Below are 26,293 nucleotides of genomic sequence, written 5' to 3'. Positions count from 1 at the left end.
TTCGGCCGTCGGCTCTTCGACTGCTGCTTCTTCAGCCGCCGGCTCCTCGACGGCCGGCAGCTGCGCCTCGTCCAGCAGCAGGATCGGGATGTCGTCGCGGATCGGGAAGATCCGCCCGCACTCGGTGCAGGTCAGCGTCTGCGCGTCCGCGTCGTAGCCGAGAGGCGCGTGATGGGTGTCCGGGCAGGCCAGAATCTCCAGCAACTGCTGATCGAGCGCCACCGAGCTACTCCTTCATCCTGGTGAGGAACGGTCGAGGCGATCCTATCCACGAACGATGGCCAGAACCTTGTCACGCAGTGCCGCCATCCGCTCGGCGTCCGGCGCCTCGACGTTCAGCCGCAGCAGCGGCTCGGTGTTGGAGGCCCGCAGGTTGAACCAGGCGCCGTCGCCGACCTCGAAGGTCATGCCGTCGAGCTCGTCCACGGTGGCGTCGGGGAACGCGGCCCGGACCTCGGCGATCTTCGCGGTCGAGTCCGCCACCGTGGAGTTGATCTCACCGGAGGCGGAGTACCGCTCGAACTCCGCGGCGAACTCGGAGAGCGGCAGCGGCTGCCCACCGAAGGCGGCGAGCACGTGCATGGCGGCCAGCATGCCGGTGTCGGCGAACCAGAAGTCGCGGAAGTAGTAGTGCGCCGAGTGCTCACCGCCGAAGACGGCGTTGGTCTGCGCCATCTCCGCCTTGATGAACGAGTGGCCGACGCGGCTGCGGACCGGCTTGCCACCGTTCTCGACGATGATCTCCGGCACCGCGGCCGAGGTGATCAGGTTGTGGATGATCGTGCTGCCCGGGAACTTCGCCAGCTCCCGGGTCGCGACCAGCGCGGTGATCGCGGACGGGGAGACCGGGTCGCCGTTCTCGTCCACCACGAAGCAGCGGTCGGCGTCGCCGTCGAACGCCAGGCCGATGTCGGCGCCCTGCTCGCGGACCGCCTTCTGCAGGTCCACCAGGTTCTTCGGGTCCAGCGGGTTCGCCTCGTGGTTGGGGAACGAACCGTCCAACTCGAAGTAGAGCGGCTCGATCTCCAGCGGCAGGGCCGGCAGCACCTGGTCGCCCAGCACCGCCGGGACGGTGTAACCGCCCATGCCGTTGCCCGCGTCCACGATGACCTTGAGCGGGCGGATGCCGGACAGGTCGACCAGGGAGCGCAGGTGCGCGGCGTAGTCCTTCAGAACGTCACGCTGCTCCACCCGGGACGGCCCGTCGGCCTCCGCGTTCAGGTCGGCGAGCAGCTGCTGGGCACGCTGCCGGACGACGGCGAGCCCGCTGTCCTGGCCGACCGGGCGGGCGCCGGCCCGGCACAGCTTGATCCCGTTGTACTGGGCCGGGTTGTGGCTGGCGGTGAACATCGCGCCGGGCAGGTTCAGCGCACCGGAGGCGTAGTAGAGCTGGTCGGTCGAGGCGAGTCCGATGTTGACGACCGCGGCGCCGGCCGCGTTTACCCCGCGCGCGAAAGCAGCGGCCAGGCCCGGCCCGGAATCCCGCATGTCATGGGCGATCACGATCTGGTCCGGCTCGTTGCCGGACTCGCGCAACATCTCGACGAACGCCGTACCCAGTGCCCGGGCCACCGGCTCGTTGAGCTGATCCGGAACGATCCCCCGCACGTCGTACGCCTTGATGATCTGCGACAGATCAACCACTTGCTCACTCCTCAGCCGATTACCTTTGCGCCGAGGGTATCGGAGCGATCACATGCGAATGGTTGCAACTGCGAGACGGCAGGCGCGGTCAGCCGCCCGTGTCGTCTCCGGCAGCCGGTAACGAGTCGCCAACCGCAGCGTGAGCTGGCAAGACGCATCCAGGTCGATGCGATGCCCGGCGGAGACGAAGACCGGCTTGACTCCGGTCTGCGTCCGCAGCACCGCGCCCACCGTCTCGCCCGCGTCGATCAGCGGGGACCGGGCGCCGCGCTCGTCCCCCACCGGTTCGTACTCACCGACGAGCAGCGTCTTGCCGACCCCGAAGGCCGGCAGGCCGGTGAGGACGCCGAGGTGCGAGGCCAGCCCGAACCGGCGCGGATGCGCCAGCCCCTGCCCGTCACAGACCAGCACCTCCGGACGGACGGTCAACTTCTCCAGGGCCGCCAGCAGGGCGGGAATCTCCCGGAACGCGAACAACCCCGGGATGTACGGGAAAGCGGGCCGCCCGCTGACCACGGCGGTGTCGCGTACCGAGAGGTCGGCGAGGTCCAGGACGACCACAGCGGCGGCGAGCCGGTCGCCGTCGTAGGCCACGTCGAGACCGGCCACGGTGGCCGGGGCATCCGGCCCCGAAGTAAGAACCACGCGTGAACGCAAGGTGTCCTGGACAGCAAGAGCTTCTTCTTCGGTACGCGGCCACGGCTGCACTGCTGGAACCCTAGTTGTTAATCACCGTGACGCGGGTCACGATGGGGTCTGGAGGTGCTGCCGGTGAACCCGTGGCTCGCGCTGACACCCGGAGACGACCCGGCGGAACGCATCCGTCAGGTCGGCCGCGCCCATGAGAGCTTCGTGTCGGGCGGTGGGCGTCCGGACCGGATGCGGACCGTGGTCGCCGACTCCTGGGCGCGCTCCGCCGCATGGATCGGTGCCGACAGCACCGCGCCGATCGATCTGGCCGACGACGATCTGGAGGCCTACCGGTCGGCGCATCCGCTGGCAACGGTCATGCCGATCTTCCGGGATCTGCTGGGTGGGCTGGCCGAGGACGGCGACCACATCCTCGCGGTCTGCGACGCGCACGGCCGGATGCTCTGGGTCGAGGGTCACGCCGCCACGCTGCGCGGCGCGGCCTCGATGAATTTCGTGCCGGGCGCCCGCTGGGACGAGGCGCACGCCGGCACGAACGCGCCGGGCACCGCGCTCGCCGTCGACCACGCGATCCAGATCTTCGCGACCGAGCATTTCAGCCGGCCGGTGCAGCAGTGGACCTGCGCGGCGGCCCCGGTGCACGACCCGGCGACCGGGCTCCTGCTCGGCGCGATCGACGTGACCGGCGGCGATCACCTGGCCAACCCGCACAGCCTGGCGCTGGTCCGGGCCACCGCGCTGGCCGCGGAGGCCTATCTCGCCGCGGACCGGCCGGTGCGGGACCGCCCGGCGGTGGCCGCGCTGGGCCGGGACGAGGCACTGCTCACCGTGCGTGGCAAGCGGCTGCGCCTGGGACGGCGCCACTCCGAGCTGTTGGTCCTGCTCACCATGCATCCGGAAGGCCGCACGGGGGACCAACTGGGCTTTGATCTGTACGGCGACGACGTCAACCCGGTCACGGTCCGCGCCGAACTGTCCCGGCTGCGCCGCATCCTCGGTCCGGAACTGCTCGACTCCCGGCCGTACCGGCTGCGCGCCGAGATCGACGTGGACTTCGGGGCGGTGGGGCGGCTGCTGGACTCCGGTCGGGTGGGTGAGGCGCTTTCGGCGTACCCCGGAATGTTGTTGCCGGCCTCGGACGCTCCCGGCGTGGTCCGCCTGCGCCGCCGCCTGGATGATCGGCTGCGGGCCGCCGTGCTCGCCGCAGGCGACCGGCGGCTCCTGCAGAGCTGGCTCAACGGACCGCTCGGCGCCGACGACCTGGAGATGTGGGAGGCCTACGCCGCGCTGGCCCCGGCCGACCCGTTCGCCGCCCGCCGCGTCGCCGAACTGACCCGGGAGTACTCACTGCAACGTTGATGCAACGTGTGCGTAACTAACGTCCGGCCCTGACCCCCTAAGAGGTACGGAGGCAGGACCGTGACCATCTACACCCCGCCCGGTTCCGAGGGCGCCATCGTCGGCTACCAGTCCCGTTACGACCACTACATCGGCGGCGAGTACGTCCCGCCGGCCAAGGGCCAATACTTCGAGAACCCCTCCCCGGTCACCGGCCGGGCCTTCTGCGAGATCGCCCGGGGCACCGCGGACGACGTGGAACGGGCCCTGGACGCGGCGCACGGCGCGGCCCCGGCGTGGGGTCGGACCTCGCCCACCGAGCGCTCGATCATCCTCAACAAGATCGCTGACCGGATGGAGCAGAACCTCGAGAAGCTCGCGGTCGCCGAGGCCTGGGAGAACGGCAAGGCGGTCCGCGAGACCCTGGCCGCCGACATCCCGCTGGCGATCGACCACTTCCGCTACTTCGCAAGTGTGATCCGGGCCCAGGAGGGCACCGCCGGTGAGCTCGACGAGGACACCGTCGCCTACCACTTCCACGAGCCGCTCGGCGTGGTCGCGCAGATCATCCCGTGGAACTTCCCGATCCTGATGGCGGTCTGGAAGCTGGCACCGGCCCTGGCCGCCGGCAACGCGGTCGTGCTCAAGCCGGCCGAGCAGACCCCGGCCTCGATCCACTACCTGTTCTCGCTGATCGGTGACCTGATCCCGCCGGGCGTGGTGAACATCGTGAACGGCTTCGGCGTGGAGGCCGGCAAGCCGCTCGCTTCGTCCAACCGCGTCGCGAAGGTGGCCTTCACCGGTGAGACCACCACCGGCCGCCTGATCATGCAGTACGCCTCCGAGAACCTGATCCCGGTCACCCTGGAGCTGGGCGGCAAGAGCCCGAACATCTTCTTCGACGACGTCAGCCGCGCCGACGACGACTTCTACGACAAGGCCCTCGAGGGCTTCACGATGTTCGCGCTGAACCAGGGCGAGGTCTGCACCTGCCCGTCGCGCGCGCTGATCCAGCAGAGCCACTACTCCGACTTCCTGGCCGCCGCGGTGAAGCGGACCGAGAACCTGAAGCAGGGCAACCCGCTGGACACCGACACCCAGGTCGGCGCGCAGGCCTCCAACGACCAGCTGGAGAAGATCCTGTCGTACCTGGACATCGGCCGGCAGGAGGGCGCCCGCGCGCTGACCGGCGGCGGCCGCGCCGAGCTGTCCGGTGATCTGGCCGGCGGCTACTACGTGCAGCCGACGATCTTCGAGGGCCGCAACAACATGCGGATCTTCCAGGAGGAAATCTTCGGGCCGGTGGTCTCGGTGACCCCGTTCGCCGACTTCGACGACGCGATCAAGGTCGCCAACGACACCCTGTACGGCCTCGGCGCCGGCGTGTGGACCCGGGACATCAACCAGGCGTACCGGGCCGGACGGGCGATCAAGGCCGGCCGGGTGTGGACGAACTGCTACCACCTCTACCCGGCGCACGCCGCGTTCGGTGGCTACAAGCAGTCCGGCATCGGCCGGGAGAACCACCGGATGATGCTCGATCACTACCAGCAGACCAAGAACCTGCTGGTCAGCTACTCACCCAAGGCCATGGGCTTCTTCTAGGCCATGGCTACCCGAGTAGACGTGACTCCCGCGGCTGCCGACATGATGCGGCAGCTGCGGGGGCAGCACGGCCCACTGATGTTCCACCAGTCCGGCGGCTGCTGCGACGGCAGTTCGCCGATGTGCTACCTGGAGGGTGAGTTCCGTACCGGCAACTCCGACGTCCTGCTGGAGTCTCTGGCGATCGAGGGGGTGCCGGAGCCGATCACGTTCTGGATGTCGGCCTCGCAGTTCGAACTCTGGAAGCACACGCATCTGACGGTGGACGTGGTCCCCGGGCGTGGCGCCGGCTTCTCGCTGGAGGCACCCGAGGGCGTGCGGTTCCTGATCCGGTCCCGCCTGCTCACCGAGGAGGAGCTCACGGAACTGGCCGGCTAAACGGGCCGGGTCGGCACGAGGAAGGGGGGCGTGCCGGCCCGGCAGGGTAGTCCGTTCACCCCGAATTCGTGCCGGATTTCGTATGAAAGATACGTACGGGACTGGCGGTTCGCGAGATTCCCAGGCATCGTCGTCAGTTCGCCGGCGAACCTGGGGAGGATCTTGATGCGGCTGTCCCATACCCGAAAGGCATTCACGATCAGCGCTCTGCTGATCATGACCGGCCTTCTCGGCCAGGCGGCCGCGGCGCAGACGACATCGCCACGGGCTTCGGGACCATCAGCGGCGGCGCCCCCGGCGGTGGAGATTCCGTCTGCCGAGCCGGCCGAGCCGGCCACCACCACCAAGCCGAAGCCCAAGCCGACCAGCAGGCGCACCGAACGGGCCATCGTCAACAAGCGTAAGAAGGTGCGTACCGGGCCGGCCGGCAGCCATCTCACCACCGGGACCGACGGTGTCGCGCTGACCTTCGACGACGGACCGGACCCGGACTACACGCCGGTGCTGCTGCGGATGCTCGCGAAATACCAGATCAAGGCGACCTTCTGCGTGGTCGGCACGCAGGCCAAACGGCACCCTGAGCTGATCCGGGCGATCGTCAAGGCCGGGCACACGCTCTGCAACCACACGTGGAACCACGACCTCAAGCTGGGCAAGAAGCCGGCCGCCAAGATCAGGGCGGATCTGGAGCGCACCAACGCCGCGATCCGGGCTGCCGTGCCGAAGGCGAAGATCCGGTACTTCCGGGCGCCGGGCGGCCACTTCAACCGGCCGGTGGTCGCCACCGCGAAGCAGATGGGGATGGCCTCCATCTACTGGAAGGTCGACCCCCGCGACTGGGAGCACCCGAAGGGCGAGTCGCCCGGTGACCATCGCAAGAAGATCGTCAAGATCGTGCAGAAGCACACCCGGCCCGGGTCGATCGTGCTCTCCCACGACTATGCGCAGCCGGACACCATCGCGGCGTACCGCACGCTGCTGCCGTGGTTGAAGAAGCGCTTCAAGCTGGTCGCGCTGCCCTGAAGGGCGTTGCGGTCAGTGTGACGGCGGAATGACCCGCAGGTGGCCGCGGCGGCCGGTCTGGTGGCCGGGGCCGGGATCGGTCTCGTCCGGGCGCGGCGGGATCGGACGGGCGGCTTCGCGGACGGCCTCGGCGAGCGCGACGAGGTCGTCGGTGGTGGGGGGTGGCGGCGCGAAGTCGCCGTCGTGCCGGACCAGTTCCCAGCCTCGGGGGGCGGTGAGGCTGCGAGCGTGGGGTTCACACAGGTCGTACGTGTGGGGTTCGGCGAAAGCCGCGAGGGGACCGACGACAGCCGTGGAATCGCTGTAGACGTAGGTCAGGGTGGCGACCGCCTGTCGGGGACAGCCGTTCCGGGAGCAGCGCCGTGGTGACCTCACGGCGGCACGTTATCTCCCCGCCGGTCGTTCTGGGGAGCGTTGCCCCGCGACACGCCGGGCAACGATGCATCACGATTCGGCCATGACAGCCCGACACGCCGCCCCGTTGGGGCGAATTAGCGGCTCGGACACACGATGCGAACGGCCTGACCACGTATGTCGCCCCGGTGGGGATACGCTGGCCGCGTGACCACCAGCCCCGAACGCCGCCGGACGGATCCGAAGGCGGCGCGCACCTCCGGCCCGGGCCGTCCCGCCCGACGTGACCGGCACGGGCGTGGCCTCCGCGGCCGCCTGGTGCCGGCGACCGTCCCGCTGGCCCGCACCAAGGCGGAGATCTTCGACGACCTGGTGCTGGACACCGTCGAGAGCCTGGAGCGGCGCTACGCGAAGGAGTTGGCCGGCGTCGAGTTCGCGGTCGAGGACGTGCCGCCCGAGCTGAACGTCTACGACTCGGACGTGCTGGAGGACGGCGAGGTGCCCCTGGCCCGGCTGCTGCCCGGCCGTCCGGGACGGCACGAGTTGCCGCCGCGGATCGTGCTCTACCGCCGCCCGCTGGAATTCCGGGCGATGGATCGGGAGGACCTCGCCGACCTCGTCCACGACGTGATCATCGAGCAGGTGGCCAATCTGCTCGGTGTGGATCCGGACGAGCTGGCCTGAGCCGGCTCAGGCCACCCGGCGCTTCAACTTGCGACGTTCACGTTCGGACAGTCCACCCCAGATCCCGAACCGTTCGTCGTGGCCCAGCGCGTATTCCAGGCAGTCGGCCTTGACCTCACAGCGGCCACAGATGCGCTTCGCCTCGCGCGTCGAGCCGCCCTTCTCCGGGAAAAAGGCTTCCGGATCGGTCTGCGAACACAATGCCCGCTCCTGCCACTCGGGCGCATCCCCGAGCAGGTCAACCCCTTCAACCTGCGCTTCCATCGGCGTGCCTCCAATTCCGCGTCGGCAATGAAGCCGACGCTGACCCCCCACGCACGCGGCGTGTTTCTGTGGGTTCGACGCGAATGTGCCACATCGTCCCCACAACCCCACCAAAATTACACGCGTGTAAGACGTGCGTCGTCAAGCCGAACCTGCTAAATAGGCCCGTTTCCCCGAAGCGCCGCGGACGCTTCACGGTCCCGTTCCAGCCCTATCTCCCGGAGCCACCGGAAGGTAACGCTAGACCGGCCCCTCGCGTCCAATTTAACCCGTTTTGTGACCTTGCGGCATCGGGTCCCCCGACCCGGGTCCGCCGAATGGATCACTCCCCCTATCTGCGTCCGTACACGGTGGTGCGTTCCACCGCCGGACGACCGGCCGCGGCGGCCAGTTCCTTGAGCTCGGCGACCGTCCGAGCCGAACCGTGCTCGGATCCCGCCATCCGGGAGATGGTCTCCTCCATCAGGGTGCCGCCGAGGTCGTTGCAGCCACTGTTGAGCATCACCCGGGTGCCCTCGTCGCCGAGCTTCACCCAGGAGCACTGGATGTTGTCGATCCGGCCGTGCAGCAGGACCCGGGCCATCGCGTGCACCACCCGGTTCTCCCGCCACGTCGGACCGGGGCGGGCGATCCCGGCCAGGTAGATCGGTGCGTTCGTGTGGATGAACGGCAACGCCACGAACTCGGTGAAGCCGCCGGTCACGTCCTGGATGCCGGCCAGCACCCGGAAGTGGCCGAGCCACTGGCGGGGGTGGTCGACGTGGCCGTACATCATGGTCGAACTGGACCGGATGCCGACCTGGTGCGCGGTGGTGACCACGTCCACCCAGGTGGCGGTCGGCAACTTACCCTTGGTCAGCACCCAGCGCACGTCGTCGTCGAGGATCTCGGCAGCGGTCCCCGGAATGGTGCCGAGGCCGGCCGCCTTCAGATCGGTGAGCCACTCGCGGATCGAGACGCCGGCCTTCGCGGAGGCGGTGACGATCTCCATCGGCGAGTACGCGTGGACATGCATCCCGGGCACCCGCTGCTTCACCGCACGAACCAGATCGGCGTACGCGGTGACCGGCATCTTCGGGTCGATGCCACCCTGCATGCACACTTCGGACGCGCCGTCGCGCCACGCCTCCTCGGCCCGGTCCGCCACCTGCTCCACGGACAGCCGGTACGCGTCGGCGTCCTTCTCCCGCTGGGCGAAGGCACAGAACCGGCAGCCGACGTAACAGACGTTCGAGAAGTTGATGTTGCGGTTCACCACGTACGTGATGTCGTCGCCGTTGACCGACCGGCGCAGGTCGTCGGCGATCTTCGCGAGCTCGTCGAGGGCCGGGCCGTCGGCGTTGAACAACGCCATCGCCTTGTCCTCGTTCTTCTCCAGCAGGAGCGCGCCCGGATCGTCGGCGGCCAGCTTCAGGGCCGCCACGACGTCGGTGGGCATGGTCTGCGGCGCGGCCTTGACGTGCGCGGCCACCTCGGCCCAGTCGCCGTAGACGTCGTCGAAGTCGGAGCGGCGGTCGGCGGTGCGGCCCTCGGTGTCCACTGCCGCGAACAGGTCGGTCCGGCCGGTCGCGAACGTCTCCTCCGGCTCCTGCCACGGCCGTCCCACCGGGTTGACCGTGCGAGCCAGACCGTCCGGGCCGGCCAGCGCAGCGACGTGCGCGGCCAGGCGCGGGTCGAGCCAGCCCTCGTCGGCGCGGCGGACATACTCGGGGTAGATCGTGAGCCGCTCTCGCAGTTCGAATCCCGATTTAGACGACATTTCAGAGAGAAGGTCGATCTGCGGCCAAGGACGCTCGGGGTTGACGTGATCCGGGGTGACCGGCGAGACGCCGCCCCAGTCGTCGATGCCGGCCCGCAGCAGCAGCGAGAACTCGTCGTCGATCAGGTTCGGCGGGGCCTGGATCCGGGCCCGCGGCCCCATGATGATCCGGGCCACGGCCACCGTCGCGGCCAGCTCGCGCAGCTCGGCGTCCGGCATCCCGCGCATCGCCGTGTCCGGCTTGGCGCGGAAGTTCTGAATGATGACCTCTTGGATGTGCCCGTACTCGCGGGCCGCCCGGCGGATCGCGAACAACGAGTCCACCCGCTCGGGAACGGTCTCGCCGATGCCGATCAGGATGCCGGTGGTGAACGGGACGCCGACCCGGCCGGCGTCGTCGAGCACCCGCAGCCGGACCGCGGGCTCCTTGTCCGGCGAGCCGTAGTGCGGCCCGCTCTTCTCCGACCACAGCCGGGTGGCGGTGGTCTCCAGCATCATCCCCATGCTCGGCGCGACCGGCTTGAGCCGCTGCAGCTCGGCCCAGCTCAGCACCCCGGGGTTGAGGTGCGGCAGCAGGCCGGTCTCCTCGAGCACGGCGATCGCGCAGGCCCGCACGTAGTCCAGGGTCGAGTCGTAGCCACGCTCGTCGAGCCACTGCCGGGCCGCCGGCCAGCGCTCCTCCGGCCGGTCGCCGAGGGTGAACAGCGCCTCCTTGCAACCCTGCGCGGCGCCCTGCCGGGCGATCTCCAGCACCTCGTCGCGTTCCAGGAAGGCGGCCGGCAGGCGATGCGGCACGGTGGCGAAGGTGCAGTAATGACACCGGTCCCGGCAGAGCCGGGTCAGCGGGATGAAGACCTTGCGGGAGTACGTCACCACGCCGGGACGGCCGGCTTCGCGCAGACCCGCGTCCCGGACACCGCCGGCGATGGCCAGCAGCTCGTCGAACTGGTCCCCGGAGGCCGCGAGCAACGCGGTCGCCTCGTCGACGTCGATCGCTTTGCCGTCGGCGGCCCGGCGCAGTGCGCGGCGGATGCTCGCCAGGGTCGGTACGGGTTCCACGTTGACCTCTACCACGAACAGCAGCCTAGGCCGGAATCGTGTCCGGCGCGCCCGTCGTATCCGGGCACGGGCAGTGTCGTGAAACACGGTGCCGCGTGCCCGGAGCCGGTTTCAGGTCACTGCCGGGGCGGGTCCTGGTCGGCCGGGCCGAAGCCGGGACGGTCCTCGGGGAGCTTCTCGGTGCGGTCCTCGGCCCTCGGGACCACCTGGGTCGGCTCGGGCGCGCCGGGAGCCGGAGCGCCCGAGGAGGGCGGCGGATTGCCCACCGGCGGGGTCGGGACCGGCGGCTGGTTCCAGGCCGGCTGTGCGCCCGGCTGCGGCTGGCCGTACACCGGGGGCGGCGGCTGCTGACCGTAGCCGGGCGGCGGAGCGCCGTAGGGCGGCGGCTGGGGCTGGCCGTACTGCGGCTGGGGTTGGCCGTAGGGCTGGCCGTACTGCGGTTGGCCGTACGGCGGCTGCCCGTACTGCGGCTGGGGCTGGCCGTAGACGCCGGGCTGCGGCGGGGGCTTGGGCACGTGGTACAGGCCGCGCCAGATCTGCACGACCGCGTACGCTGCCACGGCGAACACGCCGAGCCACGCCACCCGGGTCAGGAGCTGGGTGAACGCGCCACCGGGATCCTCGGTGGCGATGCCGCTGATCCCGAACAGCACCCCGAAGAGCAGCCCGAAGAAGGCCACCACGGCGTACTCGACCAGGGCGGTCAGCACGACCAGCCGGGCCTTCGGGTGGATCGGCTTCACCGCGAGCGCGAGGAGCACGGCGGCGAGCGGGAAGAAGATCGTCACCAGGTTGACGAAGCTGCCGAAGCTGTAGCGGGTCCGCCCGAAGAAGTCGGTGCCGAACAGGTCGATGACGCCGACGAAGAGCAGCACGGCCGGAAGTCCGGCCAGGGCGTACACGGCCAGGTCGCGCAACGGCCGCAGGAACTGCCCGATGGGCTTCTCGCCGGCCGGTGTGGGCTGCGATGGAGTGGTCACGGTTACTCCCGGTGCGGGGATCGAGGTGCGCCCAGAGTAAACCGATACCCGGAAACGGGTGACGCGACGCCGGTGCGGGAGGATGAGGGAATGCGGATCGTGGTCCTGACCGGAGGCATCGGCGGTGCCCGGTTCCTCCTCGGCGTGCGCGCGCACGCCCGCGCCATCGGCGCCGAAGTCACAGCGGTGGTCAACGTCGGCGACGACGTCCGGATGCACGGCTTGCAGATCTGCCCTGACCTGGACAGCGTCATGTACACGCTGGGCGGCGCCGCCGACCCCGAGCGGGGCTGGGGCCGGGTCGGCGAGAGCTGGGTGGTCAAGGAGGAGCTGGCGAGGTACGGGGTGGAGCCGTCCTGGTTCGGCCTCGGTGACAAGGACACCGCCACCCACCTGGTTCGGACCACGATGTTGAACGCTGGGTATCCGCTCTCCGCGGTCACCGCTGCGCTCTGTGAGCGTTGGGAGCCCGGAATCACCATGTTGCCGGCCACCGACGACCGGCTGGAGACCCACGTGGTCGCCGACGTCGAGGGCGACCGCAAGGCGATCCACTTCCAGGAGTGGTGGGTGCGCTACCGCGGTGCGGTGCCCACGCACCGGTTCGTCTTCGTCGGCGCGGAGTCCGCCAAACCGGCGGCGGGAGTCCTCGACGCGATCGCGGGCGCGGATGTCGTACTGGTCGCCCCCAGCAACCCGGTGGTCAGCATCGCGCCGATTCTCGCCGTACCCGCGCTCAAGGAGGCCGTGGCGAACGGCCCGGCGCCGGTCGTGGGGGTCTCGCCGATCATCGGTGGCGCGCCGGTCCGGGGAATGGCCGACAAATGCCTGGCCACGCTGGAGGTCGAGGTGAGCGCGGCGGCCGTCGGGCGGATGTACGGCCCACGCGCCGAGGGCGGCCTGCTGAACGGCTGGCTGGTCGACGAGTCGGACGCCGGCGCCGAGGTGCCCGGGGTGACCACCCGCGCCGTGCCGCTCTGGATGCGGGACGAGCAGGCCACCGCGGCGATGGTCGCCGCGGCGCTGGAGCTGGGAGGCGTCGCGTGATCGACGGGCTGGAGATCCTTCCGGTACGCGGCATCGGCGACGTCACGGCCGGCGACGACCTGGCCGAACTGATCATGAACGCGGCGCCGTGGCTCGCCGACGGTGACGTCCTCGTCGTCACCAGCAAGATCGTGTCGAAGGCGGAGGGCCGCCTGGTCGAGGTGCCGGCCGACGGTCCGGAGCGTGAGGAGGCCCGGCAGCGGGCGCTCGCCGGCGAGACCGCCCGGGTGGTCGCCCGCCGCGGACCGACCACCATCGTGCAGACCCACCACGGCTTCGTGATGGCCGCCGCCGGCATCGACGCCTCCAACGTCGACAAGACCCACCTGGTGCTGCTCCCGGCCGATCCGGACGGCTCGGCCCAGGCGCTGCGCGCCGACTTCCTGCGCCGGGGACTCGACGTCGCCGTCATCGTCTCCGACACGATGGGCCGGGCGTGGCGCAACGGCCTCACCGACGTCGCCCTGGGCGCGGCCGGCATCGAGGCGTTCCGCGACCATCGGGGAGAAATCGATCCGTACGGCAACGAGCTCAGCCTCACCCAGATGGCCGTGATCGACGAGCTGTCCGCCGCCGCCGAACTGGTCAAGGGCAAGCGTGACCGGGTCCCGGTCGCCGTGGTCCGCGGCTATCCGCGCACCGGGCCGGGCTCCGGCGCGGCCGTGCTGGTCCGCGACACCGAGAGCGACATGTTCAGCCTCGGCACCGCGGAAGCACGTGCGCTCGGCCTCCGCGAAGCCGCCCGGCTGGCGGACGGCCGGTCGGGGATTGCCGATCCGGCGGCCGTGCGACGCGCGCTTCGTACCCTTGATGGTCTTCTGACCGCAGCGGTCTCCGTGCAGGCTGACGGCGTCCGGCTGAGCCCCGACCGGGCCGGCGCCGCCGCGCTGATCCGGCTCGGCGCCGACGCCCAGCGGCTGCGCGCGGCCCTGGCAGCCGAGGGGGTATCCACCGTTGCGCTGATCGACGACGATGGCATCACCCTGACCATCGGAGATCCGTCGTGAGCGACGCCCTTTACCACGACGCCGTACGCGTCCTGACCGGCTGGACCGCGACCTCGGACGAGGCGGACCTGGCCCGTAAGCGCACCCTGGAGCTGCTGGCCGACGGTCCGGTCGCGATGACCCGGGCGCACCGCGCCGGCCACGTCACCGCCAGCGCGCTGGTCGTCGACGCGGCCGGCCGTGTCCTGCTCTGCCTGCACGGCCGCCTCGGCATGTGGATGCAGCTCGGCGGGCACTGCGAGGCCGGCGACGGCACGCTGGCTCTGGCGGCGCTGCGCGAGGCCACCGAGGAGTCCGGGATTCCCGGGCTGATCGTCGACCCGGAGCCGATCGACGTGGACGTCCACGAGGTTCGCTGCGGCGCCGCGGACGGCGCGCCCGCCGAGCCGTCGGTCCATTTCGACGTGCGTTTCCTGGTCCGCAGCCCGGCCGGCGCCACCGAGCAGATCAGCGAGGAGTCGTCCGACCTGGGCTGGTTCACCCCGGACGCCCTGCCCAGTCCGCTGGCCTCCGGCACCGTACGGCAGATCGCCCCGGCCCTGGCCCGCGTCCTGTGAGCCGCCGGGCCCTGATCCCGGCCGCGGCGGTGCTGATCGCGCTGGGCGGCTGCGCGGAACCCACCGGATCGACGGCCGGCACACCGGCCAACGCCGCCGCCGCGCGGCTCGAACTCTGCCGGACCGGCAGTCTGAAGGCCACGATCGCCGCGGAACCGGCCGAGGGCACGGAGCAGACCGGCGTGGTGACGCTCATCAACGACAGCACCGAGCCGTGTGCGATCAACGGCTGGCTCACCATCACCCTGGTGAACGGGGCACACCAACCGGTCAAGGTCCCGACGGTACGGGTGGACGAGCCCGGGCCGGCGACCGAGTTTCCGCTGGCTGCGGACGCGGTGGCGTACGCCGGCCTGAAGTGGACCACCTGCACCCGGGGTGAGGAGGGCTGCGGGGCCGGGAACTTCCTGCGTTACGACGTCGGGCTCTCCACCGCCGGACCGGCTGCCGTGCTGGAGGGCTTCCCCAAGAACAAGAGGCGCAACAACGTCGTCACCATGAGTTCCCTGGAGGTCGGGTCGTTGCAGCCGTCCCGCACCGGAGTGACCGACTGGTGAGCCGCCGGCGGGCGCTGAGCCCGCCGGCAGCCAAGCCGATCAGATGTAACCGTGGTGGCCGAGCTCCTTGAGCTCGTCGACCAGGTGCTTGACCTCCTGCGCCCGCTCCCGGGGGCAGACCAGGACGGCGTCCGGGGTGTCCACGATGATCAGGTCACGCACGCCCATGGCGGCCACCAGGCGACCCGACTGCGGCAGCACGACCAGGCTCTCGGCGTCCCGCAGCAGCACGGTCGGCCGCTGCACGTCGCCGTCCGAGCTGACCACCACGTTGCCGGACGGGTCGGCGGTGAGCACCTCGCCGAGGGTGTGGAAGTCACCGACGTCGTTCCACCCGAAGTCACCCGGGATGGTGCCGACCCGGCCGACCGCGGCTGCGCCCTCCATCACCGCGTAGTCCACCGAGATCCGCGGCAGCGTCGGCCAGACCTCGCCGAACACCTCCTCGCGGCCGGCCGTGTCCCACGCCTGCGCGATCCGGCTGACACCGGCCGCCAGCTGCGGCTGCTGCCGGGCCAGCTCGGCCAGGAACACGTCGACCCGCCACACGAACATGCCCGCGTTCCACAGGTAGTTGCCGGACTTCACGTAGCTCTCGGCCACGTCGTAGGACGGCTTCTCCTTGAACTCCTCCACCGACAGCAGCGGACCGTCGTCGTCCACCGAGCCGCCGCACTGGAGGTAGCCGTAGCCGGTCTCCGGGCGGGTCGGGGTGATCCCCAGCGTCATCAGGAGGCCCTGCTCGGCACCGGCCATCGCCTTGCGGATCACCTCGGCGAACTGGGTCTTGTCGGCGATCAGGTGATCGGACGCGAACGAGCCCATGATCGCGTCCGGGTCGCGGCGGGCGATCACGGCGGCCGCCAGGGCGATCGCAGCACACGAGTCCCGCGGCGACGGCTCGATGAGCACGTTCTCCTCGGGCACCTCGCTGAGTTGCCGGGAAACCGCCGCGGCGTGCGCGACGCCGGTCACCACAAAGGTCCGTTCGGGGGAGGTGAGGGTATCCAGCCGGTCCACCGTGGCCTGCAACAAAGAGGCCTCAGTGCCGGTCAGAGGGTGCAAGAATTTGGGATGACCGGCGCGGGACAGTGGCCAGAGGCGGGTTCCGGTGCCCCCCGCCAGAACCACGCCGTACAGCACAGCCTGCTCGTCACTCATGTGCGCAGAGTTTAGTTGATGATCAAGCCGCGACCCTCGTCCAAGTTGTCACATGAACCTCCGCGCTGGAGGCCCACGTGAACTCCTTGGCCCGGTCGAAACCAGCCTTTGCGAGGGTCCCGCGACGCGGCTCGTCGTGCAGCAGATCGGCCAGATCCTCGGCGATCCGCTCCGGCGCCTCAGTCGTGTAGGCCACCGCGTCACCGCCGACCTCGGGCAGCGAGAGACGCGGCGTGGTGAGCACCGGGGTGCCGCAGGCCATCGCCTCCAGGATCGGCAGACCGAAGCCCTCGCCGAACGACGGGTAACAGGCCACCAGCGAGCCGCCGAGGAAGCCGGGGAGATCCGCGTACCTCAGGTAGCCGGGCCGCAGCAGCCGCAGGTGCGACGGCACCTCGGCGACCGCCCGGTCGATGTCGTCGTCGTGCCCCTGGCCGCCGGCGAGCACCAGGGCCGGCGGGTGCGGCCAGTCGGCGACCGCGCGGGCCCAGCCACGGATCAGGTTGGGCACATTCTTCCGGGGCTCCTTAGCGCCGAGGAACGCGACGTAGCCGGAGTCGCCGAGGCCGAGGCGGGCCCGGACCCGGGCCTTCTCCTCCGCGGTCGGCATGTGGAAGGCCGACTGGTCGACCCCGTGATAGGCCACATCGATCCGGGTCGGGTCGGCATCCAGCAGGCGGATCAGCTCGTCACGGGTGGCCTTGCTCGGCACGATCACCCGGGCGGCCCGGCGCAGCGACGTCTTGATCGCGCTGCGGAAGAACGTCCGCTTGGTGTTGTCGTAATGCTCCGGCTCGGTGAAGAAGGTCGCGTCGTGCACCGTGACGGTAACCGGGCATCCGGCCCTGAGGGGGCACGTGTAGAAGGGCGAGTGCAGCACCTGGGCGCCCACCTGCTGGGCGAGCAGCGGCAGGCCGGTCTGCTCCCAGGCGAGCCGGGCCGGGCGGTGCGCGATCGCGGCCGGGCCGGGGAGCACCTCTGCCTCGGGCAGCATGCGGCGGTAACGCTCCGCATCCGATCGCTGGGCGACGACGGCGAGGTCGACGCGGCTCGGGTCCAGCTGTCCGAGGGCTCCGAGCAGTCCGTCGACATATCTGCCGACTCCGCCTCTGTCGGCGGGGACACTAGTGGCGTCGACCAGCACTCGCGGGGGGCGACCGGGGGTCACGAGGCATCTCCTTGGCGTCTCTGACGTACCGATGCTGCGGTGTAGCTCTGACGTTGAGGGTCGCCAACGTCACTGTCGAGGGTACGCCTGGAAGGCTTCAAGAAAGTGTCCGCGACACCGGCACATCGACGGCGTTCCGTCGCCGTCACCCTCGGTGAGGCTATCCATGTGAGTGCGTATCCCAAGGTAGGTGGCGGATCGGCAGCCGTGATCCATCTATCGTGAGACCGGTGACGAACACGATCCCGCAGGTGTTCGCGGCCGCGGTACACCGCGACCCGGCCGCACCACTGCTGACCTGGTACGACGATGCCACCGGCGACCGCACCGAACTGTCCGGGGCGACCCTGGACAACTGGGTCTCGAAAACCGCGAACCTGCTGGTCGACGGGGTCGGCCTGGGGCACGGCGACACGGTGGCGCTGGTGCTGCCGCCACACTGGCAGACCGCGGCGCTCCTCCTCGGCGTGTCGGCCGCCGGCCTCGCCGCCGACCTGGGCCACGAGCCGCAGCCGGTCGAGGCGGTTTTCACCACCCCGGACCGGGTCGCGGTGGCCGGCGGATGGAACACCATGGACCGGTACGCCACCGGGCTGCTCCCGCTGGCCATGCCGCTGCGCACGCTGCCTGAGGGGTACGCGGATTACGTCACCGAGGTCCGCAACCACGGCGACCACTACCGCGGCGCACCGGTCTCCCCCGCCGACCTCGCGGTGGCCGGCCCGTATGAGCTCAGCCACGAGGAGACCGTCGAAACGGCGGTGGCCCGGGCAGCCGAGCTCGGCATCGGGGCCGGCGACCGCGTCCTGATCGACACCGCCGCCTACCCCGACCCGGCCGACTGGCTGCTCGCGCCCCTGGCGGCCGGCGCCTCGATCGTCCTCTGCGCCAACCTGGACCGGGCCAAACTGGACGCCCGCTCCGACGCCGAAAAGGTCTCGGTCACGCTGACCTAGACCCCGCGGCGCGCCGACCGGCTCCGCGGGCACGATCCAGGCCCGCCGGCCGGCACTGCGGGCACGATCCAGGCCCGCCGGCCGGCACTGCGGGCACGATCCGGCCGGCACTGCGGGCACAAACCGGCTCCGCGCGCCGGGTGCCGCAGCCGCCGGCCTGATGGTCAGGCGCTGCGGCCCTGGGCCAGGTCGGCGAACGAGTTCAGCGACTCCGGGTTGACCAGCGCGCCCTTGGCCGCAGCCGACTCCACCGGGGTGCCGGTGAGGATCCGCTTCACCGGCACCTCCAGCTTCTTGCCGGAGAGCGTCCGCGGCACCGCCCGCACCTGATACGCCGCGTCGGGCACGTGCCGCGGCGACAGCGCGGCACGCAGCTCCCGCGCGATCCGGCCGCGCAGCGCGTCGTCCAGCTCGGTCCCCTCGGTGAGCACCACGAAGAGCAGCAACTCACCATTCGGATCGCCGGGCTTGTCCAGGTGCACGACCAGCGAGTCCTCCACCTCCGGCAGGCTCTCCACCACCGAGTAGAACTCCGCAGTCCCCAACCGCACCCCACCCCGGTTGAGGGTGGCGTCGGACCGGCCGGTGATCACACAGGTGCCGTCCTCGCCGATGGTGATCCAGTCGCCGTGCCGCCAGACGCCCGGGAAGACGTCGAAATACGCCTCCCGGAACCGGGAACCGTCCGCATCGTTCCAGAACCCGACCGGCATGCTCGGCATCGGCGCGGTGATCACCAGCTCGCCGAGCTCGCCGATGACCGGTTTCCCCTCACCGTCGAACGCCTCGACTCGGGCGCCCAGGATCCGGCAGGCGATCACGCCGGCCCGGACCGGCAGCAGCGGTGCGCCGCCGACAAACCCGGTGCAGACGTCGGTGCCCCCGGACAGGGACAGCAACTGGAGGTCCTTGCCGACTGCCTCATAGACCCAGGCGTAGCCCTCCGGCGGCAGCGGGGCGCCGGTCGAGCCGACGCCCTTGAGCTGCTTGCGAGGGGTGATCCCGGCCTTGCGGCAGGCCAGCAGGAACGGCGCCGAGGTCCCGAAGTAGGTGATGCCGGCGGTGTCGACCAGATCCCAGAGCGCCGACAGGTCCGGCCAGCCCGGATTGCCGTCGAAGAGCACGATCGCCGCACCCACGGCCGGACCGCTGGCCAGATAGTTCCACATCATCCAGCCCGTGGTCGTGAACCAGAAGAAACGGTCCGCCGGGCCGAGGTCGTGGTGCAGTGCCAGGACTTTGAGGTGCTCGAGGAGGATGCCGCCGTGGCCGTGGACGATCGGCTTGGGCAGGCCGGTGGTGCCGGAGCTGTAGAGCACGTAGAGCGGGTGATCGAACGGAACCGGCTCGAAGGCCATCGGGTCGTCGCCGTCAAGATCATGCCAATCACCACCGTTGGAATCGAGGTATCCAATGGTGATGACGTGTTCGATCGACGGAATCGCTGCCTTGATCGCGGAAATTTCCTCGCTCCGGCTGATGTCCTTGTTCCCGTACCGGTAGCCGTCGGTCGCGACCAGCACTTTCGGCTCGATCTGGCTCCACCGGTCGATCACGCTGCGGGCGCCGAACTCCGGCGCGCAGGACGAGAAGATCGCCCCGAGGCTCGCCGTCGCGAGCATCAGCACGTAGGTTTCCGGGATGTTCGGCGCATAGGCGGCAACCCGGTCACCCTTGCCGATCCCCCGGGCCTTCAGCCCGGCACGCACCCGCCGGACCTGGTCACGCAACTGCCGGGCAGTCAGTTCCACCGGCTCACGACTTTGTGAGTACGCGAGGACGACCGGCTCATCGAGCTCCCGGCCGGGCATCCGCAACACGTTCTCGGCGTAGTTCAGCGTGGCGCCGGGAAACCAGGTCGCCCCCGGCATCGCGGCCTCACCGAGCACAGCCGTCGGCTGGTCGTGCGCCACCACCTCGAAGTGGTCCCAGATCGACTGCCAGAAGGCGGTCAGGTCGGTGACCGACCACTCCCAGAGCGCCTGGTAGTCGGCGAACGAGAGCCCTCGCTCCTGCTCCAGCCATGCCAGGTAGCGGCCGATCCGGGTGTGCTGCCGAGCATCCGCCGCAGGCTCCCAGAGCACCGTGCCGGACGTCACCTCGCCTGTCGTCATCACCACACCTTAACGGCGGATCAATCGGCCTCCGGATGATGTTCGGCACGGGCCTGCTGGATGGCTTTACGGCGGGCCAGACGGTGGTCCCGGCGGATCCGTGCCTCGGTGAAACGGCGCTGGTCAGCGGGGTTCTCGGGCAGAACCGGCGGCACTCGGCGCGGGTTGCCGGCCACGTCCACGCCGACGAAGACCAGGTACGCCGTGGCCACCGGAAGGGGGGTCCCGCCGACCTGGTCCCAGCGTTCCGCGGCCAGCTTCACCCCGACCTCCATGGACGTGGCGCCGGTCCAGTTCACCTGGGCGTACGCATGCACCAGATCGCCCACCCGGACCGGCTCCAGAAAGACGATCTCGTCGATCGCCGCGGTCACCGCGGTGCCGCCGCTGTGCCGTGCCGCGGCGGCGCCGGCCACGTCGTCGACGAACTTCATCAGCACGCCGCCGTGCACGGTGCCGTAGAGGTTGACGTCCACCGCCGTCATGATCCGGCTGAGGGTCACCCGCGAGTTCGCGGTGGGCCGTCCGGGGAGCTGTTCTTCCATGCCCGGTACGTTACGGACGGCATTCGCCGCCCTTGCCGGTGGCAGGTACCGTGCCGGATCATGCGCCACCTCAGGTCGATCTTGTACGCACTCGTGCTGGCCCCGGCAATCTGGGTGCTGGCCGGCGTGGGGTTCACCCACGACCTGTCCAGCCGCGGCCGGGAGTTCTTCGCCGCCGAGTCGATCTCCGGCCTGCTTCTTCTGGTCTTCGCCGGCATCCTGTACGCGATCCTCGCCTTCGCCCCGGTCTCCCCGGCCGGTCCGGTGCTGGCGGGCGCGGTCTACCTGGGCGTGGCGGTCTGGGCGTGGAACTCACCGGAGGCGTACGCCGGACTCTGGCCGGCGGAGGTCTCGAAGGAGGGCTTCGACCTGAGCCGGCCCGGCTACGGCCTGGCCGTGCTGCTGGCCATTCCGCTGCTGGGCACCGCGCTGAGCGCCCGCCGCTGGGCCCGGTACGAGCCGCCGGTCCTGCCGATCATCGGCGAGATCGGCCGCTTCCGGGGTGCCGCGCAGGCACCCGGAATCCCGGTCTCGATCGAGGAGACCACGGTCCTGCAAACCGCCCGCAACGGCGACCCGGCCGTGCCGCTCACCGCAGCCCGCCCGGACGACCGCACGGTGCCCATGCCGCCCGCCTCCGCCGACCCGACCATGGCCATCCCGCCGGCCGCCGCCTCCGCTCCCGCCGGCCTGACCGCGTCCACGCCGCCGGCAACCTCCGCCGCCTCCGCTCCCGCCGGCCCGACCGCGGCCACGCCACCGGCAACCTCCGCCGCCTCTTTTCCCACCGGCCGGACCATCGCTACGGGGCCCGCGGACGCGGACACCGAAGACCTGAGCGTTGCCCTGGCGCCCGCTGTTCCCGCCGCCGATGGGGCCGACCCCACGGCGGCAATGCCGGCCGCAACGGCGCTGCCCGACGACCGCACGGTGACGATGCCCGCGGCGACGGAGGAACGAATCGCCGCCGCCACCACGGCACCCGTCGCGGCGGCGAAGCCGGCACTGGTGACTGCGCCGGCCGACCTGGGCCAGCCGTGGGAGCCCACGATCGCGGTCCGGACGCCGGAGGCGGAGCCGACAACCGTCTTCGTGGTTTCCTCGGACGAGACCACCACGGTGGCGGCGCGACCGGCGCCATCCGGGCCCGGTAAAACCGCACAAGCAAATAATTCGGCAATTACCGCTAATTCAAGAATCGCCGAAAAGGCTTCCGCGGACCAGCCGGCGACCGTTTCGGCCGAGCCCGCGACGGCGGCCGGAGAGGAAGCCACGACGGCTTTCGCGGCCACGCCCGCAACGACGGCGGGGGAGGAAGCCACGGAGACCCTCGCGTCCCCGCCCGCGGCGGCGGCCGGAGAGGAAGCCACGGAGACCCTCGCGTCCCCGCCCGCGGCGGCGGCCGGAGAGGAAGCCACGGAGACCCTCGCGGCCCCGCCCGCGGCGGCGGCCGGAGAGGAAGCCACCACAGCCTTCGCGAAGCCGGGTGCGGAGGAAGCGACCACGGCCTTTGCAGCCACGCCAGCGGCGGCGGCCGGCGCGGCAACGACGACGGCTTCCACGGCCGCGCCTACGAAGCCGGCTGGGGAGGAAGCCACGGCGGCTCTCGCGGGGTCGGCTGAAGAGGCGGCGACCACGGCTTTCGCGAAGGTGGCCGAGGAGGAAGCGACAACGGCCTTCGCGAAAGCTGGCGGAGAGGGCGCGACCGCGGCTTTCGCGGAGACGGCTGATGAGGCTGATGAGGAGGAGACTCATCGGCTGCCGGAGGCGGCTGCGATTGAGGCGGCCGCGGCGGAGCTGGAAGATTTGACCGCGCCGCTTCGGCTGTCGGCTCCGGCCGTGGGTGGCGAGCCGACCGCCTACATCCCGGCGCAGCGGCGGCCTTACCCGACCGAGGCCTGATCTGCCCAGCGCGACCACCTGCCCGGGCCCGGCGGCCGCGCTGGGGCCCGGAGTGGGCAGAAAGGCCGCGCGGCTCGGCGGGACTGTCCCTTTCGGCGGGACCCGAAAACCCGTACCCCGAAATCTGTTCTCTTTTGAAAATAGCTGTTAACCGATGGGGTCTTTCGCGATCAGTCCACGATGGATAGCGTGATCAGCGCTTCATGGCTACGGGGGGTAACCAAATAGCAACGGGTCGGTGCCCCCTGCCCTCGTGGAAGGACACCAGACTTGACCGAGACCCCGTTGTGGTTGCAGGGCCGCTCCGCCGTGGTGGAGGCCGCCGACCCGTCCGAGTGGCGGCACGGCACCCCGGACTACCACCTTTCGCACACTGTGATGCCCGGGCAGCGCACCACCGAGCACGCCCCTGATTCGCTCGAGGCCGTCGTCGAGTCGATCGTGCAGGTCTTCGAGATGGAGGTCTCGCACAAGAAGGACCCGGCCACCTGGGTTTCCATGGTCACCGAGCACTTCCGGACGAATGTGAACGGCGGGCCGTGGGCGTCCGCGCAGGACATCGCGGACATCGGCAGCTACAACGTGCTGATCGGCGACAGCCCGTTCTACCGGACCGGGAAGGAGTCGTTCGACAGTCAGCACGACATCTTCCACGGCGCGTTTCCGGGCGGGTTCTACTGGGAGGTGCTGGAGGTGCTCAGCCCGCCGCCGGTGGTCACGTTCAAGTGGCGGCACTGGGGTGCGTTCGAGGGTGAGTATCACGGTCACCAGCCGAACGGGAAGACCATCGAGATGTTCGGCCTGAGCGTCGCCAAGGTGAGCGATGACCTCAAGCTGCTCGAGGTCGAGCACTACTACGACCCGAACCAGTTCCTCGGCAAGTTGACCGGCGGGTGCCCGGTAGCGCACTGAGCAGGGTGCCGGTGCCGCCCGGAGGCGGCACCGGCAAGCTATTCGGCCCGGCGAGCGAACCTCGCGGTCAGCGCGGCGCCCAGGCAGAGCACGCCGCACATCAGCCAGACCACGACGTACGCGCTCTCCCGCGGCGTGTCGTCCCCACCGGGAAGCACCAGGGTCGCCAGGATCGCCGCGACCACCGCCCCGGCGACCGCGCCGCCGAGCGTCTTCACGTTGTTGTAAAGGGCCGTCGTGATCCCGGTCCGGGAGGGTGGAGCGGTCTCCGCGATCACCGTCGGCATCGCCCCGAGCGCCACGCCGGCCGCGAACCCGACCGGGATCTTGAAGGCCAGCAGCTGCCAGACCTCGTCGTGCAGGAGCGCCTGCGCCAGGAACGTCGCGCCGATCATCAGGAACGCCGCGATCAGGGTCGGCCGGTAGCCGAACCGGCCGGCGATCACCGCGGTCAGCGTGGAACCGGCCACCGCGCTCACCGCTGCGGGCAGGGCGACCAGGGAGATCTGCAGGGCAGTGAAGCCGAAGCCGTACCCGGCGGTGTCGCGATCCGCGGCCAGGAAGGTCGCGTCCGGCGCCTGGCTGCCGAAGTAGACGATGCCGAAGACGAACGAGCAGAGGAAGAACGGCGCGACGTGCCGTCCGGTCAGCGCCCGCAGGTCGACCAGCGGTTCCTCGGTGCGCAGCTCCAGCACCACCCAGCCGGCGAATCCGGCCAGGCCGATCACCACGAGCACCCCGGCCAGGCCGGTGGTCGAGCTGAACAGCGAGATTCCGGTGAGCAGCGCCACCATCGAACCGCTCAGGAGTACGACGCCCGGCACGTCCAGTTTGCCGGTGGCGAGCTGGGAGGTCTCCGGTACGGCCAGGAACGAGATCGGTACGCAGATGATCGCGAGCGCGGCCGGCACGAGCAGGGTGAGCCGGGCGTCGCCGATCACCTGGTAGAGCCCGGCCGTGATGACGCCACCGAGCAGACCGCCGAGGGTGAGGGCGCCGACCAGCCGGGCGATGGCGCGCCGGGCCAGTTCGACCGGGAGCCGGTCCCGGACCAGGGCGATCTCCAGTGGCAGTAACGCGGCGAGCGGGCCGAGCAGGGCCCGGCCGGCCAGCAGCATCGGAAGGTTCGGGGCCAGAGCGACGAGCAGGCTGCCCGCCGCGACGCAGGCCAGCGCGATGCGGAGCATGCGCCGGTGGCCGTAGAGGTCGCCGAGTCGGCCGAACGCCGGGACCGAGACCGCGGCCGCCAGCAGCTGCACCGAGATCACCCAGTTCAGGTTGGCGTCCGAGATGTTCATCTCGGTGCCCAGGTCGGGCAGCAGCGGGGCGACACCGAGCTGGATGAATCCGCTGGTGATCTCGAAGAAGACCAGCAGGCCGACGACGGCGGAGACCTTCTGCCGGTCCAGGATCGGAGTGGTCACGAGGCGGCCTTGCGCAGGCGGGCGGCGGCGAGCGAGGCGAGGACCACGGCGGCTTCCGGAACGCTGCGGTCGTCGAAGATCGCCTGGGGCGCGTGGTTCATCGGCGCGGTGGCCGGGTCGGTGCCGGGCGGGACCGCGCCGACCATCAGGTACGCCCCCGGCACCTGTTCGAGCACGAAGGAGAAGTCCTCGGCGCCGGCGACCGGCCGGGGCGCCTCGAACGCGCGCTGCGGCCCGATGATCTCCCGCATGGTGTCCAGCGCGAAGGCGGCCTCGGCCGGGTCGTTCACGGTGACCGGGTAGTTGGCCTGGTAGTCGATCTCCACCCGTACCCCGTGCGCGTCGGCGATGCCCTGGACGACCCGCTTCACCCCGGCCTGGATCGCCTGGTGGGTCTGCGGCGAGAAGGTTCGTACGGTGGCCTGGAAAGTGCCGGTCTCCGGGATCACGTTGAACGCCGAACCCGCGTGGATCGAGCCGACGGTCAGCACGGCCGGGTCGAACGCGTCGGCCGTACGGGTGACCATCGTCTGCAGGGCGGTGACCATCTCGCACAGCGCCGGCACCGGGTCGACCGCCAGGTGCGGGGACGAGCCGTGACCGCCCTTGCCGTGCACGGTCACGGTCACCGAGTCGGAGGCGGCCAGAATGGTGCCGGGCCGGGTCGCGACGACGCCGAGCGGCAGCATGGTGGCGGCGGCGTGGATGGCGTACGCGGCGATCACCCGGTCCCCGGCCGCGTCCAGCACGCCCTCCTCGATCATCACCTTGGCACCGCGCTGCCCCTCCTCGCCGGGCTGGAACATGAAGACCACGTCCCCGGCGAGCTCCTCGCGCCGCAAGGCGAGCAGGTGGGCGGCGCCGACCAGCGCGCTGGTGTGGATGTCGTGCCCACAAGCGTGCATCACGCCGGGGATCGCCGAGGCGAAATCGAGGCCGCTCTCCTCCTGCACCGGCAGCGCGTCCATGTCGCCGCGCAGCAGCACCGCCGGACCCGGGCGGCCGCCACGGAGGACCGCGGTGACCGAGGTCAGCGCCTTGCCCGTGCTGATCTCCAGGGGCAGGCCGTCCAGCGCGGCGAGCACCTTGGCCTGGGACAGCGGCAGGTCGAGGCCGAGCTCGGGTTCACGGTGCAGCGCGTGCCGCAGGCCGATCAGGCGCTCGGCCAGCGGAAGGGCGTCAACGAAGGAGAACATGGCGGTAT

Annotated in this window: 24 protein-coding genes and 1 pseudogene; 12 read left to right on the top strand and 13 right to left on the bottom strand. The window is 70.6% G+C overall.

What is annotated here, in order from left to right; translation table 11 throughout:
• Nucleotides 1-60: 60 nt before the first annotated feature.
• The 3 genes and pseudogenes from OHA21_RS43460 to nfi form a co-directional block, all read right to left on the bottom strand.
• A pseudogene (locus OHA21_RS43460) lies at nucleotides 61-222 on the bottom strand (Trm112 family protein); the annotation flags it as partial.
• 42 nt (nucleotides 223-264) lie between these two features.
• Nucleotides 265-1,644: a phosphomannomutase/phosphoglucomutase gene (locus OHA21_RS43455; RefSeq protein ID WP_328465391.1), complete on the bottom strand. Its 1,380-nt coding sequence runs from the start codon at nucleotides 1,642-1,644 to the stop codon at nucleotides 265-267.
• Between the two features lie 48 nt (nucleotides 1,645-1,692).
• Nucleotides 1,693-2,352: a deoxyribonuclease V gene (gene nfi, locus OHA21_RS43450; RefSeq protein WP_328465389.1), complete on the bottom strand. Its 660-nt coding sequence runs from the start codon at nucleotides 2,350-2,352 to the stop codon at nucleotides 1,693-1,695.
• A gap of 57 nt (nucleotides 2,353-2,409) precedes the next feature.
• Here nfi and OHA21_RS43445 point away from each other — a divergent pair, with 57 nt between their 5' ends.
• The 4 genes from OHA21_RS43445 to OHA21_RS43430 all read left to right on the top strand — a co-directional run bounded on the left by OHA21_RS43445 (nucleotide 2,410) and on the right by OHA21_RS43430 (nucleotide 6,639).
• Nucleotides 2,410-3,654, top strand: coding sequence for a transcriptional regulator (locus tag OHA21_RS43445; RefSeq protein WP_328478908.1), 1,245 nt, complete (start codon nucleotides 2,410-2,412; stop codon nucleotides 3,652-3,654).
• A 60-nt stretch (nucleotides 3,655-3,714) separates the two neighbouring features.
• Complete coding sequence (exaC, locus tag OHA21_RS43440; RefSeq protein ID WP_328465387.1) at nucleotides 3,715-5,238, top strand: acetaldehyde dehydrogenase ExaC; 1,524 nt, start codon at nucleotides 3,715-3,717, stop codon at nucleotides 5,236-5,238.
• A gap of 3 nt (nucleotides 5,239-5,241) precedes the next feature.
• Nucleotides 5,242-5,616 carry a DUF779 domain-containing protein gene (locus OHA21_RS43435; protein WP_328465385.1) on the top strand — a complete coding sequence of 125 codons (375 nt, stop codon included), beginning with the start codon at nucleotides 5,242-5,244 and terminating at the stop codon, nucleotides 5,614-5,616.
• Between the two features lie 165 nt (nucleotides 5,617-5,781).
• Complete coding sequence (locus OHA21_RS43430) at nucleotides 5,782-6,639, top strand: polysaccharide deacetylase family protein (RefSeq protein WP_328465383.1); 858 nt, start codon at nucleotides 5,782-5,784, stop codon at nucleotides 6,637-6,639.
• Nucleotides 6,640-6,651: 12 nt separating this feature from the next.
• Here the strand turns inward: OHA21_RS43430 and OHA21_RS43425 are convergent, their stop codons facing one another.
• Complete coding sequence (locus OHA21_RS43425) at nucleotides 6,652-7,014, bottom strand: DUF3499 domain-containing protein (RefSeq protein WP_328465381.1); 363 nt, start codon at nucleotides 7,012-7,014, stop codon at nucleotides 6,652-6,654.
• 186 nt (nucleotides 7,015-7,200) lie between these two features.
• Between OHA21_RS43425 and OHA21_RS43420 the strand changes: the two genes are divergently transcribed.
• Nucleotides 7,201-7,677: a metallopeptidase family protein gene (locus OHA21_RS43420; RefSeq protein ID WP_442875006.1), complete on the top strand. Its 477-nt coding sequence runs from the start codon at nucleotides 7,201-7,203 to the stop codon at nucleotides 7,675-7,677.
• 6 nt (nucleotides 7,678-7,683) lie between these two features.
• On the opposite strand, the gene OHA21_RS43415 is transcribed toward OHA21_RS43420, so the two are convergent.
• The 3 genes from OHA21_RS43415 to OHA21_RS43405 form a co-directional block, all read right to left on the bottom strand.
• Nucleotides 7,684-7,941, bottom strand: coding sequence for a WhiB family transcriptional regulator (locus OHA21_RS43415; RefSeq protein ID WP_083971190.1), 258 nt, complete (start codon nucleotides 7,939-7,941; stop codon nucleotides 7,684-7,686).
• A gap of 331 nt (nucleotides 7,942-8,272) precedes the next feature.
• Entirely contained in the window at nucleotides 8,273-10,774 is a 2,502-nt protein-coding gene (locus OHA21_RS43410) for a bifunctional FO biosynthesis protein CofGH (RefSeq protein ID WP_328465375.1), read from the bottom strand.
• A 101-nt stretch (nucleotides 10,775-10,875) separates the two neighbouring features.
• Entirely contained in the window at nucleotides 10,876-11,739 is an 864-nt protein-coding gene (locus OHA21_RS43405) for a hypothetical protein (RefSeq protein WP_328465373.1), read from the bottom strand.
• Nucleotides 11,740-11,829: 90 nt separating this feature from the next.
• Here OHA21_RS43405 and cofD point away from each other — a divergent pair, with 90 nt between their 5' ends.
• The 4 genes from cofD to OHA21_RS43385 are packed head-to-tail and all read left to right on the top strand — an operon-like array spanning nucleotide 11,830 to nucleotide 14,907.
• Nucleotides 11,830-12,786: a 2-phospho-L-lactate transferase gene (gene cofD, locus OHA21_RS43400; RefSeq protein ID WP_328465371.1), complete on the top strand. Its 957-nt coding sequence runs from the start codon at nucleotides 11,830-11,832 to the stop codon at nucleotides 12,784-12,786.
• The gene (locus OHA21_RS43395) at nucleotides 12,783-13,793 is read left to right on the top strand and encodes a coenzyme F420-0:L-glutamate ligase (RefSeq protein ID WP_328465369.1); all 1,011 of its coding nucleotides are present in this window, start codon (nucleotides 12,783-12,785) and stop codon (nucleotides 13,791-13,793) included. The genes cofD and OHA21_RS43395 overlap by 4 nt, the downstream gene beginning before the upstream one ends.
• On the top strand, nucleotides 13,790-14,350 hold the full coding sequence (locus OHA21_RS43390) for an NUDIX hydrolase (protein ID WP_328465367.1): 561 nt from the start codon (nucleotides 13,790-13,792) through the stop codon (nucleotides 14,348-14,350). Before OHA21_RS43395 ends, OHA21_RS43390 begins: the two co-directional genes overlap by 4 nt.
• Complete coding sequence (locus tag OHA21_RS43385) at nucleotides 14,347-14,907, top strand: DUF4232 domain-containing protein (protein WP_328465365.1); 561 nt, start codon at nucleotides 14,347-14,349, stop codon at nucleotides 14,905-14,907. Before OHA21_RS43390 ends, OHA21_RS43385 begins: the two co-directional genes overlap by 4 nt.
• A 39-nt stretch (nucleotides 14,908-14,946) precedes the next feature.
• Here OHA21_RS43385 and OHA21_RS43380 read toward each other — a convergent pair whose 3' ends face one another.
• Nucleotides 14,947-16,068 carry a mannose-1-phosphate guanylyltransferase gene (locus tag OHA21_RS43380; protein WP_442875004.1) on the bottom strand — a complete coding sequence of 374 codons (1,122 nt, stop codon included), beginning with the start codon at nucleotides 16,066-16,068 and terminating at the stop codon, nucleotides 14,947-14,949.
• 22 nt (nucleotides 16,069-16,090) lie between these two features.
• Nucleotides 16,091-17,236, bottom strand: a complete 1,146-nt coding sequence (locus OHA21_RS43375; protein WP_328465363.1) for a glycosyltransferase family 4 protein — start codon at nucleotides 17,234-17,236, stop codon at nucleotides 16,091-16,093.
• A gap of 230 nt (nucleotides 17,237-17,466) precedes the next feature.
• On the opposite strand from OHA21_RS43375, the gene OHA21_RS43370 reads away from it, so the two are divergent.
• Nucleotides 17,467-18,192 (top strand): TIGR03089 family protein, encoded by a 726-nt coding sequence (locus OHA21_RS43370; RefSeq protein ID WP_328465361.1) that lies wholly within the window; start codon nucleotides 17,467-17,469, stop codon nucleotides 18,190-18,192.
• 164 nt (nucleotides 18,193-18,356) lie between these two features.
• On the opposite strand, the gene OHA21_RS43365 is transcribed toward OHA21_RS43370, so the two are convergent.
• Nucleotides 18,357-20,306, bottom strand: coding sequence for an acetoacetate--CoA ligase (locus OHA21_RS43365; protein ID WP_328465359.1), 1,950 nt, complete (start codon nucleotides 20,304-20,306; stop codon nucleotides 18,357-18,359).
• Between the two features lie 20 nt (nucleotides 20,307-20,326).
• Nucleotides 20,327-20,851 (bottom strand): acyl-CoA thioesterase, encoded by a 525-nt coding sequence (locus OHA21_RS43360; RefSeq protein WP_328465357.1) that lies wholly within the window; start codon nucleotides 20,849-20,851, stop codon nucleotides 20,327-20,329.
• Between the two features lie 60 nt (nucleotides 20,852-20,911).
• Here OHA21_RS43360 and OHA21_RS43355 point away from each other — a divergent pair, with 60 nt between their 5' ends.
• Nucleotides 20,912-22,753, top strand: coding sequence for a hypothetical protein (locus tag OHA21_RS43355; RefSeq protein WP_328465355.1), 1,842 nt, complete (start codon nucleotides 20,912-20,914; stop codon nucleotides 22,751-22,753).
• A 270-nt stretch (nucleotides 22,754-23,023) separates the two neighbouring features.
• Nucleotides 23,024-23,665 (top strand): SnoaL-like polyketide cyclase, encoded by a 642-nt coding sequence (locus tag OHA21_RS43350; protein WP_328465353.1) that lies wholly within the window; start codon nucleotides 23,024-23,026, stop codon nucleotides 23,663-23,665.
• A 38-nt stretch (nucleotides 23,666-23,703) separates the two neighbouring features.
• Here OHA21_RS43350 and OHA21_RS43345 read toward each other — a convergent pair whose 3' ends face one another.
• Both OHA21_RS43345 and OHA21_RS43340 read right to left on the bottom strand, forming a co-directional pair.
• The gene (locus tag OHA21_RS43345; RefSeq protein WP_328465351.1) at nucleotides 23,704-25,089 is read right to left on the bottom strand and encodes an MFS transporter; all 1,386 of its coding nucleotides are present in this window, start codon (nucleotides 25,087-25,089) and stop codon (nucleotides 23,704-23,706) included.
• The gene (locus OHA21_RS43340) at nucleotides 25,086-26,285 is read right to left on the bottom strand and encodes a M20 metallopeptidase family protein (RefSeq protein ID WP_328465349.1); all 1,200 of its coding nucleotides are present in this window, start codon (nucleotides 26,283-26,285) and stop codon (nucleotides 25,086-25,088) included. The genes OHA21_RS43345 and OHA21_RS43340 overlap by 4 nt, the downstream gene beginning before the upstream one ends.
• Nucleotides 26,286-26,293: the final 8 nt, after the last annotated feature.

Source organism: Actinoplanes sp. NBC_00393 (assembly GCF_036053395.1).
GTDB lineage: Bacteria > Actinomycetota > Actinomycetes > Mycobacteriales > Micromonosporaceae > Actinoplanes.
This window is presented reverse-complemented; position numbering and strand designations above follow the sequence as displayed.